The organism is Sesame phyllody phytoplasma (assembly GCF_018390775.2).
In the GTDB taxonomy this organism is placed as follows: domain Bacteria; phylum Bacillota_I; class Bacilli_A; order Acholeplasmatales; family Acholeplasmataceae; genus Phytoplasma; species Phytoplasma australasiaticum.
Map to the genome: position 1 here is coordinate 1 of NZ_JAHBAJ020000006.1, position 14,980 is coordinate 14,980.

The window sequence follows — 14,980 nt, forward strand, 5'->3', positions numbered from 1 at the left end:
CCTTATGACTACTAAAAAGATTCTTTACCCTTGACTATCAGAGCTTTTATTTCCTGATTAGTAAATTTAATTACTTAGTTTTAGGATTCTCCAAGTTACACTAAATTTCTACCTTAATTCTTTAGGGGAAGTGCCCTCTTTTGGAGGCTGATTCCAGGTTTCTTTCTTTGATAAACTATCCAACATTCGTGGACTATGTCGATAGACTCTGGACTGTCCGTTTAAGCAACTTCCGGAACAGGTTTAATAATTACATCAATTTTCCTTCTTAGGCCATTACAGGCTTCTCCATCGAATTATTCGGTGGCGGAGTCATCTTGACTAATTTGCTTTCGTCGCAACCCGCTTTTATGGTCTGCTTTAATCTAACCTACTTTCGTTAGTTAGACCGACCATATCCTTTCAAGGTTTATCAGCCCTGACTATTGGTTAGATAGCAAGAAATTTAGGCCTCTTTGGCGCCCCCACGATTATTATAAGGATTCTTAAATTTATCTGTAATATTAACTAATTCAGCGGTCCTATAAAATGGTCTATTTTTAATAATTTCTTTAGCAATTGAACGAGATTTTGGTTCTTCTCCGTAAATCTGGAAAATATTTTGCAAATTTTCTAAAGAATAATTATTTAGAATATATTGAGCAGTAATAGGGTTATTACAATCCATTCTCATATCTAATATATTATTACGTAAATAACTGAAACCTCTTTCATTATCATTGATTTGCAACAAAGATAGACCTAAATCAAACACTATCCCATCGATCCTATTTACATTACGAGCTAATAATTCATCATATAAAAAAGAAAAATTTTTATTTATTAAAAAAATATTTTTATAATTAATAAATCTTTTTTGGCATTGTCTAATAGCTTGAATATCCTGATCAAACGAGTATAAAGTACCGTCAACAAGTTTGTTTAAAATAGCATTGCTATGACCACCCATTCCTAAAGTAGCATCAACATAAACTCCTGAAGAATTAATATTCAAATATTGTACAACTTCCCTAATCATAACAGGGATATGATTTTTATTTAACAATTCTATAAAACCTCATCAATCATGACAGCAACAACTTTTTTTAATTTTCTATAAAAATAATTCTAAAATTTTGATTAACTATTTCTGATAAAGCTTTACTAACAATTTTTTTACCTTTAATTTGGGATTTATAATTTTCGTCTTTAGTTTCTAGAACATGAGCAATTTTACCAGCAACATAAGCTAATTTATATTTAGAATCAATACACTTCAATAAATCATCGATAGAAGAAGTGGAAAAACCTTTTTTTTGATTTGAAAGCATCTTTAACTTCATAACCTTTCTTAAATATAGTTTTAAATTAAAATTTTAGATGAATAAGACTTAATCATCCTTTTAAATTTTACACGCTCTGCGACTAAAATAGACATGATAATATTAACCGTTTCATCTAATTGGTCATTAATAATCATGTAATCATACTTTTTGATTTTTTGAATTAATAATAATTCTTGACGCGCTTTATCAATACGTTCGTTAATTGTTTGTAAAGATTCTGTATTGCGACATTTAATGCGATGTTGTAAAATCGAAATAGAAGGAGGAGCTAAAAAAATAAAAATACTTTTACTTTTAATAAAATTATGATTAATTTTTAAAGCACCTTGAACATCTATTTCTAACAAGACATCTTTATTATTTTTTAATTCTTCGATTACTTTAATTTTAGGAGTACCATAATAATTACCAATGAATTCGTTATACTCTAAAAAATAATTTTCTTTAATTTTATCTTCAAAAAATTTTTTACTAACAAAAAAATAATCTTTTCCATTTTTTTCATTTATTCGCGGATCTCGAGTAGTCATAGAAACTGAATAAACTAAATTATTTTTAATTCTATCTAATAATAATTTCTTAACTGTTCCTTTACCTACTCCTGATGGTCCCGAAATAATTATCAACATCCCTTCTTTGTTTAATTTCATAAATAATAAAACAACCATTCTTTCTCAAAAAATTATAAGTAAAATTTTATTTATTAATTAAAATCGAATTAAATCTATATTAAAACTATATTTAATAATTTATTTTTTACATAAATAGTATTAATAATTTTCTTGTTTTTAATAAATCTTAAAATTTTTTCATCTTTTTCAACAATTTTTAAAATTTCAGATTTATCTGTATCAAAAGGAATCAATAACTGAGATTTCATTTTACCATTAATTTGAATAATAATAGTAGTTTCTTTCTCTTCTAATATAGAAATATTATATTTTGGCCACGAAGAATACACCAATTCTTCTTTGGAATTTAATTTAATTTGATTCAATTCCTCTGTAATATGCGGAGCTATAGGATTAAGTAATTGTAATAAAATTCGAATTTGAAAACGATCTACTTTTTCATATTGATAAATATGATTGGTCATAATCATTAATTGACTAATAACTTTATTAAATTGAAATTTATTATAATATTCAGTAACATTTCGAATAGTTTGATGTGTAATTTTATTTAAAGATGTAAATGCTTGTTCACAAATAGTAAATTTATCAAAAATATTATAAATACGATTTAAAAAACGTTGAATACCTTTTAAACCTTGTCCTGACCAAGATTTATTCTCTTCTAAAGGGCCTAAAAACATAATATAAAGTCTTATTACATCAGCTCCATAAGTATCTAAAACTTCTGATGCATTGACTATATTACCCCTAGATTTGCTCATTTTTAAATTATCATTACCTAAAATCATACCTTGATTAATTAATTTGTAGAAAGGTTCCGGAGTAGAGATTAATCCCCAATCATATAAACATTTACACCAAAAACGAGCATAAATTAAATGACCATGAGCATGTTCAGCTCCGCCTATATAAATATCTACAGGTAAAAAATAATCTAATAACTTTTTAGCTTCCATAGTATTTATAGGTATCATACTTAAATAATTTTTCAAAATATAACCTATATAATACCAAGAACTACCTGCGAATTGTGGCATAGTATTAGAATCACGTTTATAATTTTTGCCGTTTTTACAAAAGTACAACCAAGAATCAATTTGAGATAAAGGAGATTCGCTTTTATATAAATATTCTATTTTATCTGTTTCAGGCAATTCTAAAGGTAATTCGTGATCAGACATTAAATAAATTTTATTATTTTCATCATAATAAACAGGGAAAGGTTCTCCCCAATAAATTTGACGAGAATATAACCAATCATGAATTTTATAAGTATTAAATGGTTCTCCCCATTTATTTTTAATAGATAAATCCATAATTTTTTCTTTAGCCAAATTTTCATCTAAACCATTTAAAAAATCACTATTAATGAAAGTACCACTAGTTTGCAAACATGGTTTTTTGATTAGTTTTATTTCTGAATATAAATGACAACAAGAACTACAATATTTAATAATATATTTGTTCAAATTATATTTCGTAGCGAAAACAAAATCTTTTTGATTGTATAAAGGAACCGACATTAAAGCTCCTGTACCAAAATGCATAAAAACATAATCAGAAATCCAAATAGGAATTTTTTGTTTATTACAGGGATTAATAGCATAACTACCAGTAAAAACTCCAGTTATTTCTCTATTGATATCTCGTTCTAAATTACTCTTGCGTTGAGTTTTGCTTAAATAATCATTAACATTGCTTTGATTTTCAGCAGTAGTTAAAAGCGATACCAAAGGATGTTCAGGAGCTAAGATTAAAGCGCTAACTCCAAAAATCATTTGAGGCATAGTGGTAAAAACTGATAAATATTGTGCATTATTCATCAATAAAGGAAAATAAAAAATAAAACCTGATGTTTTACCAATCCATTTAATTTGCATTTCTTTAATAGATGTAGGCCAATCTAATAATGACAAATCATTCAAAAGTCTATCTGCATATTTAGTAATTTTTAAAACCCATTGTTTCATTTTTCGTTTAAAAACAGGATGACCACCGCGTTCCGATATAATACCTTCAGGAGTCGAAATAACTTCTTCATTAGCCAATACTGTCCCTAAATTAGGGCAAAAATTAACCTCAACATCTTGCAAAACAGCCAATTGATTTTGATAAAGTTTTTTAAAAATCCATTGAGTCCATTTATAATAATAAGAATCAGAAGTAGCTAATTCTCTACTCCAGTCAATACCTTTTCCAAGCGATTTAATTTGTTTTTTAAAATTCGCAATATTTTGATAAGTTACATAAGCAGGATGTTGTCCTGTTTGAGCGGCATAACGTTCTGTAGGTAAACCAAAGGAATCCCAACCAAAAGGATGTAAAACATTAAAACCTTGCATTCTGAAAAATCTATTAATAATATCACTAGCAGAATAACCTTCTAAATGTCCCACATGCAATCCTTGAGCAGAAGGATAAGGAAACATATCTAAACAATAAAATTTTTTTTTATTATAATCAATATCTGTTTTAAAAGTTTGTTGTTCGTCCCAATGCAACTGCCATTTAGCTTCAATACTGCGAAAATCATAAACTAACATAAAAAACTTTTTTAACTCCGATTTTTTTTAGATTCAACAATTTTATTTTCATCTAGACATCCAGAAAAGTTAGATTCGATATAAACCGTAATATCTTTGACTAATTTAAATTGTTGCAATTGTTCATCACTAATTTTAATATCAAAAATCTTTTCTAATTGAATTGCTAAATTAACGGCATCAATAGAATCCATACCTAAATCTTCCTTTAATTTTGTTTCTAATGTGATTATATCTTCAGAAATTGATAATTGCTCTGCAATTATTTTTTTAATTTTATTAAACACGATTCACTCCATATATAAAATTTATTTTATAAAAAAAATATAAATATATCAAGAATAACTATTATTAACATAAATTTATAATTAAATTATTATAATACAATAAATAAAAAATAACTATCAAAAAATGTTGAATTAATTCATATCAAAATGTTCCAATTCAAAAAAACTTTACTTCAATTATACTAAAAAAGTTTCATTTAATAAAAAAAACTAATTATAAATACGATATGTAAATAATTTAGTTTATCAAAAGTTAAAATAATATTTTTTTAAACACATAATTTTAATAAAAAAATTTAACAAAAATTAACCCATAAACATAGTTAAATATTCCTGAAATTTATTACGATCATTCATTAATAACATAATTCCATCAACAGCAATAGAAATATCACCTGTTTCTTCAGAAACTATAATAGTCATACTATCAGTATGTTCGCTAATACCTAAAGCTGCGCGATGCCGAGAACCTGTAATTTTTTCAAAATGTTGATTATCAGATAACATAAAATAAGTTCCAGCGGATAAAATTTTATTACCACGAATAATCACAGCACCATCATGTAAAGGTGTATTAGGCATAAAAATATTAATTAACAATTCATAAGAAACATTAGCATCAATAAAAATAGATTTTTGAGCAAATTGTTCTAAGGTATTGTATTTTTCAATAGTAATTAAAGAACCAATTTTTTTTTCTGACATGAACCAAACAGCTTTTAAAATTTGATTTTGTGTATTTTTATTACCCATGACTATCATTTTTTTTCTATTCCAGAAGCCGGACCAATTTTGAATATAAAACCGTAAATAAGGAGCTTTAATAATAATAGGCACTATCAAAACAAAATTTAATATTACATTATAAATATTAATTTTTTCTAAAAAAATTCTAATTTGTTGAAAACTATTATATTTTTCTAAAAAAAATTTTAAAAAATAAACAAATAAAATACCTAAACAAAAACAATAAACTATCTTAAGAACTTCATATTTACTAAAAAAAATATTTAAAGAAACATAACATAAAAACGCAGTAGTCACACAAAACAATAATATATTCAAAATATCTTGCCAATAAATCATTTCGCGCACCCATCAAATTCGATAAAATTTAATATCACCTTACAAAAGATCACATTTATTTATCAAAAATATTTTTTTAATTAAAAATAAAAACAAACAATACAAAACTAAAAAACTTCCTAAAATAACCACATAACCCTGATCAAAAGGATTATTAAAATATAATCTTTTAGATAAAAAATTTATACAAGGCAAATAAGAAGCTAACATGCCAGCAAAAAAAGGAAATGTAAATATATAAATAGTTTTTTTCCAATTTTTGAAAAAATTAGGAGTTCTAAGATACAAAATAGTCAAAAATTGAGTCCAAATTGAAAAAATAAACCACCCTGCTCTAAATAAATTAATTTTATCGCAATCCCAATTATTAGAAGAAAAAATACCATAATTCCATAACAAACTGGAACAAAACAAAATATCAAAAATAAAAGTTAATACTCCGAAGGTAATCATAAAAAAACAAATATTACGACTATCCCAGCGAGATTTTTTATGTAAATAAATTGGTTCTACATCATCAAAAGGTAATACCAAACAAGATAAATCATAAATTAAATTTAAACACAAAATTTGAATTGGCATAAAAGGAATAAAAGGCAAGTAATAAGAAGCTAATAAAATACTTAAAATATTACCAAAATTAGAAGCTAAAGTGAATTTAATATACTTTAACATATTAATATAATTCTTACGACCTTCTAAAATGGCATCTTTTAGTACAGTTAAATTTTTATTTAATAAAATAACATCTGCTGATTCTTTAGCAACCTCAGCTCCTGAATCGACAGTAATAGATAAATCTGCGGCTTTCATGGCGATAGCATCATTAATGCCATCCCCTATAAAACCAACAATATGTCCTTTTTGACGAAAAATATTAATAATCCTAGCTTTTTGTTCTGGATATAATTTAGCAAAAATACTAGTATAACAAGCTTTTTTATAAATTTGTTCATCACTCATTTCGATCAAATGAGAACCTAATAAACATTCTGTAGATTGAATATTAACTTTACTGGCAATAATTTTAGATAAAACTTCATTATCACCGGTCAAAATTTTAACATCTACGCCGCAACTTTTTAAAGCTAAAACAGCATCTGCAGAACTAATTTTTGGAGGATCTAATAAAATTAAAAAACCCAACATAATCATATTATTTTCTATATGTTCATCATTATTATTTGTAGAATTATGATTTTTTCTAATCAGTTTATAAGAAACTCCGATTACACGAAATCCTAATTGATTATAATGGGAAACATAATTTAAAATTTTAGATTTATCAATGTTTAATATTTGAGATTGATTAGTTATCGGATCAATAGATTCAGCATAATCACAAATATTTAATATTTCTTCAATCGCTCCTTTACTGATAATTAAATAGTAATCTTCAAGAATATTATGAAGAGAAATAGTCATAATTCGACGTTTAAAATCAAACGGTATTTCATCAATTTTAATAAAATTTTCTATAAAAAGAGAATCAAAATTGAAATTCATATGCATTTTATCAATAATTGCTTTATCTATAACATTTTTCAAACCTGTTTGAAAATGACTATTTAAATAAGCATATTGCAAAATTTTAAAATTACTTTTATCATTAATATCTAAAAAATTTTCAATAGCAACACTATCTTCTGTTAAAGTTCCTGTTTTATCAGAGAACAAAATATCTATAGAACCAAAATCTTGCATAGAATATAAATTCTTTACAATAACATTATATTTGGATAGAAAAGCAACTCCTCTCATAAAAGAAGTTGTTACAATTAAAGGTAACATTTCAGGTGTAATTCCCAGAATCATGCTTAAAGCAAAAGCAAAAACATTCCAAAAAATAAATTTTTCTGTACATTTATACCAATTTAACAAAAAAATTAAAGGAAATAAAATTAAAATACAACTAATTAATATTTTAACAATAGAATTAATACCTTTTTTTAAACTAGAATAGGTTTTTTCTTGATCTAAAGATTTATGTAAATTACCTAAATAAGTATCTGAACCTGTTAATACCGTAATTCCGACAGCATAACCTGAAATAACATTAGTCCCCATAAAAACTAATCTAGGATCATCCAAAAGATCGGTAGATTTTTTTTTAGAAAAAGCGTTTTTTTCTACTGCATCAGATTCCCCTGTAAAAGTCGTTTCTTTAACAAAAAAATCTTTAGTTTCTAATAATCTAATATCTGCAGGAATAATATCTCCAGCCGATAATAAAACTATATCTCCAACTAATAATTCATTTAAAGGTATTTTAAAAATTTGACCAGATCTTTTTACAGAAGCAGTTAAAGAAACAATTTTTTTAAGTTTATCTATTACACCAGAAAATCTAGCTTCTTGCAACCAATGCATAAAATTCGAAACTAATAAAATCACCGATACAATTAAACAGGTAGCATAATCTCTCATTTCTGATTCAGCTAAATAAATATCTTTAAAAAAATAAAAAATTAATAAAAACAACAAAATAAAATTAAAAGGATTTAGTAAAACTCTTATAATTTTGACAAAATAATAATTTTTTTTTTATTTAAAATATTAACATTATTTTTTTTTCTTTCATCAATATCCTCTAAAGATAAACCGTTAAGACTAGAAGATAAATGGATTAAAAGTTCATTGATATTCTGGTTACTAACTTTCTTAAGAAAATGCGCGTTAGAAAAAAAACTTTTTCTAAAAGGTAACTTCATTTCTATTATATAACTCCCTAAATAAAGTAAAATTTTCCATTTCAATAAATATATTAAATTAGTCAAACATGATTTATTAATTATTTGTTAATTAAAATATTAAATTTTATCTAAATTTTATCTATTATAATATTCCACAATTAATTGCTCATTTATATCTGTTAAAAACTCATTTCTGTAAGGGTATCTAACATAACTACCTATTAAAGAATTTTTATCTAAAACAACATAATCAACTTTATTATTAGTTAATGTTTCTAAACAATGAGAAACTATTTTTATTTTTTTAGATTTTTCTTTTAAAGTAATTTTTTGACCTGGTTTAACAATATAAGAGCTAATATCAACTTTTTTACTATCTACTAAAATATGACCATGAGAAATTAATTGTCTAGCTTGTAAAATTGTTTTAGCAAAACCTAATAAATGAACAATTCGATCTAAACGAGATTCTAATGATTTCAAAAAATTTTCCCCATGAGAACCTTTAAATTTTGCTGCATTAACAAAAAATCGCTTAAATTGTTTTTCAGACATACAATAAGTGAAACGAACTTTTTGCTTTTCTTGTAATTGCAATCCATAATCGCTTAATTTGTTTTTTCTTTTTTTGTTTTTGCTTAAATTAAAATGATCCTTTTTACGTAATAATTCTTTTCCTGTTCCAGTTAAAGAAAAATTTAAAAAACGTGATTTTTTCCAAATTGGTTTCGCGGTAGACATCCACAATGCTCCTTTTTTTTAATTCACTTACTAGTGATATTTTATTATTTATTTATTCCGATAAAAATTAACGTACATATAAATTAATCAATACAACACTATATACCATATATTTTATGATAAAACCAAAAGATAGTCAAGCAAATAGTTAATTTAATAATAAAAATCTTCATTATATAATCAAATATAAAAATTTAAAAAATATATCTTATATTTTAAAACAACATAAATATTAATATTGTTGAAATTAGTGAATTTATGTGATATAAATACTTAGTGTTTATCATTTTCCATTTTAATTGTAAATTTTATGAAATTATATAAAACAATTATATTTAAAACCTTAATAAGCACATTTTGTTTGATGCCAAGGTAAAATTTTTCATTAAACATTAATTTAAATCCAAATATAATATATTTTTAAACTAAAAATATAAATATAAATTTATATCATCATTTAAACATTAAAAATGAATTTAATACATTAATTCCTTAATTAAATACTATCCAAATGAGAAAGGTTATAGAATGAATATAATATTAATAGGCCCGCCTGCTACTGGTAAAGGAACACAAGCGATAATTTTATCTAAATATTTTAACATTCCACATATTTCGACAGGAGATATTTTCAGAAAAAATTTACAATTAAATACGGATTTAGGAAAATCAGCTAATTCATATATCGAAAAAGGTTTTTTGGTTCCGGATTACATAACTAATGCCATGATTAAAGAAAATTTATTAAAAGATGAAAATAAAAAAGGTTTTATTTTGGATGGTTTTCCTAGAAATTCACTACAAGCTATTTTCTTGAACAACTTCTTTCAACAACAAAATATCATTCTAACAAAAGTAATTTATTTTAATTCTGATATAAAAATTTTACAAAAAAGAATTTTAGGAAGAAGAATATGTCCAAAATGTAGAGAAATTTATCATTTAGAAACAAAAAAACCTAAAAAGAATGGAATATGCGACAAAGATAATACTATTTTAATCCAAAGAAAAGATGATAATTTAGTAACCTTTAATGAACGCTTAGCCATTTATCAAAAAGAAACTTATCCTTTGATAGAACAATACCGTCAACAAAATCAACTTTTAGAAATTCGTATTGATGATGATAATATGTCTATTAATGATGTAACAAAAATTTTATTACAAAAACTTTCCAAATATTAAAAAGAATAATATTTTAAAGACAAAGATCAATTAAAAAAATAGATTTTAATATAATTTAATATTCATAATATTTTTGTTTTATTAATGAGATAAAATGATAAAAATTGTCGATATATTGTTAAATAAATATAAGTTAAAATTCCAGAAAAGAAAAAAACTGATAAGAAACGGAAATAAATCCAAGGTGATAAAAATCTTTTAATAAATCTATTGTGAAAATAAAAATTATTTAGATAACCATAACTTTTATTATAAAAAATACAATCTAAAAAAAATAGATTTAATAAGATTGATGTTATAAAATATAAAGCACAAATCAAACTTAATCTCCAATAAACAGAAAAAAATGATTTACAACATTTTGATAATAATAAAATAGGTCCAATACCTAAACAAAGACCATAAAACAAAGTTAATAAAGGATTATAAGGATAAATCGTTCCTCTAAAGCAAAATCCAAAAATTTCTATTAATGAAACCGAAATAAAAACCCAAAAATAGTTTCTATTAACTAAAGGAATAAAAAATAAAGGTATTAATTTAAAACCATCTAACCAAATAATAGAATTCCAAAAACGTAATAGAGCATAAGAAGCGAACAGCTTTTTAAAAATCAAATCTAAAACTAAAGATAAAGATGATAAACAAGCTAAAAAAATAATTTGTTCTAACGCTGATAATTTAAGTTTTTTCATATGTATAATTTTCCTTTTTGATTTTATAAATGCGCTATTTATTTAAAAATTTTTCTCATTTACAAATTCAAAAATATAATTTCCAATTTTCACCTGATCGCAAGGCTTCATTCCTCTTTTTTTTAACTCTTCTTCCACTCCTATTTTTTTTAAAATATAAGAAAAACGACTTATCGATTCGTGATTATTAAAATCTGTTCTATGAAATAATTTTTCGATATAATTGCCAGTAACTATAAAACATCCGTTATTTTCTTGCGAAATAATAAATTTAGCCGGTTCATTAAGTGTAAAAATTCGTTTTTCTTGTATATCATCATTAATAATTTCGTGATTATATAAATCATTTTTTTGTAAATGTTCTATAATAGTTTTTTTTAATTCTTGTAAACCTGAATAATTAATAGCAGAAATAGGAATAATCATTTTATCTTTTAATTTTTCGGATAAAAATATAAAATTTTTATGAAAACCAGGCAAATCTGATTTATTGATCACTATTATTTGAGGTTTTTTCAACATATTAATATGATAATTTTTTAACTCTTTATTTAACAATAAATATTCTGAATAAATATCATTGCTTGAAGCATCGCATATATGTAATAATAATTTACATCTTTCAATATGCTTTAAAAAATGAATACCTTGGCCACGGCCTAAAGAAGCATTTTCGATTAAACCAGGAATGTCGGCGATAACAAAATTTAATTTTTTATCAAAAACCATTCCTAAATAAGGTGTTAAAGTTGTAAAAGGATAAGGAGCTATTTTTGGCTTAGCATTAGATAAAGCAGCTAATAAAGAAGATTTACCTACATTAGGAAAACCTAATAAACCTACATCCGCTAACATTTTTAATTCTGTTCTAATAATAATATTTTCGCCTAAATCCCCTTTTTCAGCATATGAAGGAGCCGGATTAGAATGACTAGCTAAGGCAAAATTACCTTTACCACCTTTACCACCTCGGGCAATTACTAAACGTTCTCCAGCTTTTAAAATTTCTCCAATTAATTGATTATTTTCGTGATTATAAATTAAACAACCTAAAGGAACTTCAACAAATAAATCAGGAGCATTAGCTCCGTTTTTGTTTTTATTTTCGCCATTATATCCATTTAAAGCTTTAATTTTTTTACGATATTGAAGTTTAAATAAATTATTTTCTCCTAAAACTCCAATAAAAATAACAGATCCTCCGTGACCCCCGTTTCCTCCCGAAGGGCCGCCATAAGGGACATATTTCTCTCTTCTAAAGGCGACTTTACCACATCCTCCATCGCCAGCTTTAACATAATTTATAACTTCATCAACAAAATTCATAATCAATCCCTAAATTAATTTATTAAAATAGATTAGCTAAAATTAATAATAAAATTGATTTTTTCATTATATATCTCAAAATAATACTCCTACAAAACCAAATCAGCAAATGCCAAAGTATATTAATTATGATATTTATATTTAAAAAAATATTAAAACTTTTAAAATTTTTAATATAGTTATATTTATTCTAGTAAGTACATCTTATAATGTTGTACAAACAAATTAAAAACTATGTAATAATTTAAAATAATTTATTATTCTAGTAAAAATTTATAAACTTATAATTATCTTCTTTTTTAAATAACATAATTATATAATTATCGTTTTTATCTAAATAATTAAATTATTTTTTTAAAACACTATCATAAACCGATGCGCAAGTTCTCTGTTTTTTATTAATACGAATTTTTTCAAATTTCACAAAACCATTGATAAGAGAAAATAAAGTGTCATCTTTACCAATGCCAACATTTTTTCCAGGTCTTATTTTAGTTCCTCTTTGACGATAAATAATAGATCCGGCATTTGTATATTGACCATCTGATAATTTAGCCCCTAAAGATTTAGAATGCGAATCACGACCGTTACGCGTTGAACTAACACCTTTTTTAGTTGCAAATAATTGAATATTTAACTTTAACATAACAAACCCTCTTTTTTAATTTGTATTTTTAATTAATTTAATTCTCAAACAATTTTGATATTGTTGACTTAAATCTTTTAAAGTATATTTTAAATTTTGCAATAATTTATTCACTATTAAATTAGATTCTAATAAAATTAATTTAAAATAACCTTTTTTTAATTTAAAACTAATTTTATTATTTAAGTCTAACAATTCAATAGCATTAATTGTAACTATAATAGCAGTAGATACCGAAGAACAAACTATATCATGTAAACCAGAATATTGCGCATGCCCTTTTACAAAAATAGCAGTAATACTTTCGTTATTATATCGTATACAACATTCAATCATATAATTGACATATCATAACTTAGGAAAATTAATATTTGTAATCAAAAGTTTCGTATATAACTGTCGATGTCCCTTTTTGCAACGGTACTTTTTTCTTCTTTTATAAGTTGCTACAATAATTTTTTTGGATTTACCTTGTTTAATAACTTTAGCTTCTACTGTTGCTCCTTCAACACAAGGAGTACCTAAAATAGAATTGCCTTCAGAATGAATAGCTAAAACTTTTCTAAAAACATAAATTTCTTCTGGTTGTACTGGTAATTTATCTGTAAAAATTTCTTGGTTCAAAGTAACTTGAAATTGTTTATTACCATTAGCAACAATAGCAAATTTATCCATAAATAACCTCTTTCTTTATTAAATCGATTTTCATCGAAATTATCTTCCTTAACATCATTTCAATATAATTAAAATAAATTAGCATATTATTTTAATTACTAAATATTATAAAATCATTTATTCATAATTAAAAATTAACATTTATAGTTTTTTTATTATTTTCGCGATTAAAACGATTATTAATATGTTGTCGACAAAGAAGACAACAACTACCTGAATATTTTATTTCGTTCGCTAAACTACATAAAATTTGCTTATTACATTCAGGATTAGCGCAATTAATATATCTTTCACAAGGAGTTTGATCAAAAAAATCTTTACCTACAATAGAATGCCTTTTTTTATTAACTCTAACGGAAATTCTTTTATCAAAAACATAAAGACTACCTTGGAATCCATCACCTTGAATTTCCTTGTCTTGACTATATTTGATAATCCCTCCTTTTAGTTGAAAAACTTCAGAAACCCCTTTTTGTTGTAAATAAACAGATAATTTTTCACATCTCACTCCGCCAGTACAATATGTTAAAACTTTTTTATTTTTAAAAAAAAATAAATTTTTATCTATCCAAGAAGGTAATTCTCGAAAATTATTAATATCAGGCAAAATAGCATTTAAAAAATATCCAAGTTTTGTTTCATAATTATTACGAGCATCTAATAAAATAATATCAGATTTTCGAGATAAATTATAAAATTCTTTAGGTTCAACATAACGACTAGCTTTAGGAAAAATATCATTTATTAACTTTAAAGATACTATTTCTTTTTTATATTTAACAGAAAGTTTTGGAAAAACATGTCCATAAACTGAATCTATTTTAAATTCAGTTTTAGAAAAGCAATCATCTTGTAATAAAAATTGCATATACAAATTAATATCTTTCTTTAAACCTGATAAAGTGCCATTGATACCTTCTTCGGAAATAATAATCCTACCTAATAATTGATTTTGAATACAAAATTTCTGATGTATATCGCATAAATATTGAGGATTTTTAATATAAGTATAATTATAAAATAAAATAACTTGATAAATATTTTCATCAATTTGATTGTTATTGGATACCATAGTATTTAATAATTCCTTTATTTTAAAAAAAATATAAGTATATGTGTATAAAATAATAACTCATTTATGAA

At 24.2% G+C, this 14,980-nt stretch carries 16 protein-coding genes; 1 reads left to right on the plus strand and 15 read right to left on the minus strand.

The genetic code is table 11. The features are described from left to right. Positions 1–445: 445 nt before the first annotated feature. The 9 genes from rsmH to rpsD form a co-directional block, all read right to left on the minus strand. Complete coding sequence (gene rsmH, locus KHD59_RS00925) at positions 446–1,045, minus strand: 16S rRNA (cytosine(1402)-N(4))-methyltransferase RsmH (RefSeq protein WP_054598484.1); 600 nt, start codon at positions 1,043–1,045, stop codon at positions 446–448. A gap of 40 nt (positions 1,046–1,085) precedes the next feature. After that, the gene (gene rpoZ, locus KHD59_RS00930; RefSeq protein WP_238120241.1) at positions 1,086–1,322 is read right to left on the minus strand and encodes a DNA-directed RNA polymerase subunit omega; all 237 of its coding nucleotides are present in this window, start codon (positions 1,320–1,322) and stop codon (positions 1,086–1,088) included. A gap of 20 nt (positions 1,323–1,342) precedes the next feature. Then, positions 1,343–1,975: a guanylate kinase gene (gene gmk, locus KHD59_RS00935; protein ID WP_238120243.1), complete on the minus strand. Its 633-nt coding sequence runs from the start codon at positions 1,973–1,975 to the stop codon at positions 1,343–1,345. A gap of 74 nt (positions 1,976–2,049) precedes the next feature. After that, positions 2,050–4,503: a leucine--tRNA ligase gene (gene leuS, locus KHD59_RS00940; protein WP_213680407.1), complete on the minus strand. Its 2,454-nt coding sequence runs from the start codon at positions 4,501–4,503 to the stop codon at positions 2,050–2,052. Between the two features lie 11 nt (positions 4,504–4,514). Then, the gene (locus KHD59_RS00945) at positions 4,515–4,790 is read right to left on the minus strand and encodes an acyl carrier protein (RefSeq protein WP_004995480.1); all 276 of its coding nucleotides are present in this window, start codon (positions 4,788–4,790) and stop codon (positions 4,515–4,517) included. A 306-nt stretch (positions 4,791–5,096) separates the two neighbouring features. Further along, positions 5,097–5,876, minus strand: coding sequence for a diadenylate cyclase (locus KHD59_RS00950; RefSeq protein ID WP_193622206.1), 780 nt, complete (start codon positions 5,874–5,876; stop codon positions 5,097–5,099). Between the two features lie 39 nt (positions 5,877–5,915). Next, complete coding sequence (gene mgtA / locus KHD59_RS00955; protein ID WP_215905405.1) at positions 5,916–8,360, minus strand: magnesium-translocating P-type ATPase; 2,445 nt, start codon at positions 8,358–8,360, stop codon at positions 5,916–5,918. Positions 8,361–8,389: 29 nt separating this feature from the next. Further along, complete coding sequence (locus tag KHD59_RS00960) at positions 8,390–8,587, minus strand: hypothetical protein (protein WP_004995466.1); 198 nt, start codon at positions 8,585–8,587, stop codon at positions 8,390–8,392. Between the two features lie 117 nt (positions 8,588–8,704). Then, positions 8,705–9,310 carry a 30S ribosomal protein S4 gene (rpsD, locus tag KHD59_RS00965; protein WP_004995462.1) on the minus strand — a complete coding sequence of 202 codons (606 nt, stop codon included), beginning with the start codon at positions 9,308–9,310 and terminating at the stop codon, positions 8,705–8,707. Positions 9,311–9,838: 528 nt separating this feature from the next. Between rpsD and KHD59_RS00970 the strand changes: the two genes are divergently transcribed. Beyond that, entirely contained in the window at positions 9,839–10,495 is a 657-nt protein-coding gene (locus KHD59_RS00970; RefSeq protein WP_213680408.1) for an adenylate kinase family protein, read from the plus strand. A gap of 62 nt (positions 10,496–10,557) precedes the next feature. On the opposite strand, the gene KHD59_RS00975 is transcribed toward KHD59_RS00970, so the two are convergent. The 6 genes from KHD59_RS00975 to KHD59_RS01000 form a co-directional block, all read right to left on the minus strand. Beyond that, positions 10,558–11,190 carry a hypothetical protein gene (locus tag KHD59_RS00975; protein WP_193622143.1) on the minus strand — a complete coding sequence of 211 codons (633 nt, stop codon included), beginning with the start codon at positions 11,188–11,190 and terminating at the stop codon, positions 10,558–10,560. A gap of 42 nt (positions 11,191–11,232) precedes the next feature. Then, positions 11,233–12,516 carry a GTPase ObgE gene (gene obgE, locus KHD59_RS00980; protein WP_213680409.1) on the minus strand — a complete coding sequence of 428 codons (1,284 nt, stop codon included), beginning with the start codon at positions 12,514–12,516 and terminating at the stop codon, positions 11,233–11,235. Between the two features lie 346 nt (positions 12,517–12,862). Next, positions 12,863–13,162, minus strand: a complete 300-nt coding sequence (rpmA, locus tag KHD59_RS00985; protein WP_004995447.1) for a 50S ribosomal protein L27 — start codon at positions 13,160–13,162, stop codon at positions 12,863–12,865. Between the two features lie 15 nt (positions 13,163–13,177). Continuing rightward, positions 13,178–13,498 (minus strand): ribosomal-processing cysteine protease Prp, encoded by a 321-nt coding sequence (locus KHD59_RS00990; RefSeq protein WP_004995446.1) that lies wholly within the window; start codon positions 13,496–13,498, stop codon positions 13,178–13,180. A gap of 12 nt (positions 13,499–13,510) precedes the next feature. Next, positions 13,511–13,837, minus strand: coding sequence for a 50S ribosomal protein L21 (gene rplU / locus KHD59_RS00995; RefSeq protein ID WP_004995444.1), 327 nt, complete (start codon positions 13,835–13,837; stop codon positions 13,511–13,513). 127 nt (positions 13,838–13,964) lie between these two features. Next, a complete protein-coding gene (locus KHD59_RS01000) occupies positions 13,965–14,909 on the minus strand; it encodes a rhodanese-related sulfurtransferase (protein WP_004995441.1) in 945 nt (314 codons plus the stop codon). Between the last annotated feature and the right edge of the window lie 71 nt (positions 14,910–14,980).

Bases quoted from the DNA above. Each gene is read 5' to 3' on its own strand.
- rpoZ (WP_238120241.1), bottom strand. From the start codon at position 1,322: ATGAAGTTAAAGATGCTTTCAAATCAAAAAAAAGGTTTTTCCACTTCT.
- gmk (WP_238120243.1), bottom strand. From the start codon at position 1,975: ATGAAATTAAACAAAGAAGGGATGTTGATAATTATTTCGGGACCATCA.
- leuS (WP_213680407.1), bottom strand. From the start codon at position 4,503: ATGTTAGTTTATGATTTTCGCAGTATTGAAGCTAAATGGCAGTTGCAT.
- KHD59_RS00950 (WP_193622206.1), bottom strand. From the start codon at position 5,876: ATGATTTATTGGCAAGATATTTTGAATATATTATTGTTTTGTGTGACT.
- KHD59_RS00960 (WP_004995466.1), bottom strand. From the start codon at position 8,587: ATGAAGTTACCTTTTAGAAAAAGTTTTTTTTCTAACGCGCATTTTCTT.
- rpsD (WP_004995462.1), bottom strand. From the start codon at position 9,310: ATGTCTACCGCGAAACCAATTTGGAAAAAATCACGTTTTTTAAATTTT.
- KHD59_RS00970 (WP_213680408.1), top strand. From the start codon at position 9,839: ATGAATATAATATTAATAGGCCCGCCTGCTACTGGTAAAGGAACACAA.
- KHD59_RS00975 (WP_193622143.1), bottom strand. From the start codon at position 11,190: ATGAAAAAACTTAAATTATCAGCGTTAGAACAAATTATTTTTTTAGCT.
- obgE (WP_213680409.1), bottom strand. From the start codon at position 12,516: ATGAATTTTGTTGATGAAGTTATAAATTATGTTAAAGCTGGCGATGGA.
- rpmA (WP_004995447.1), bottom strand. From the start codon at position 13,162: ATGTTAAAGTTAAATATTCAATTATTTGCAACTAAAAAAGGTGTTAGT.
- KHD59_RS00990 (WP_004995446.1), bottom strand. From the start codon at position 13,498: ATGATTGAATGTTGTATACGATATAATAACGAAAGTATTACTGCTATT.
- rplU (WP_004995444.1), bottom strand. From the start codon at position 13,837: ATGGATAAATTTGCTATTGTTGCTAATGGTAATAAACAATTTCAAGTT.
- KHD59_RS01000 (WP_004995441.1), bottom strand. From the start codon at position 14,909: ATGGTATCCAATAACAATCAAATTGATGAAAATATTTATCAAGTTATT.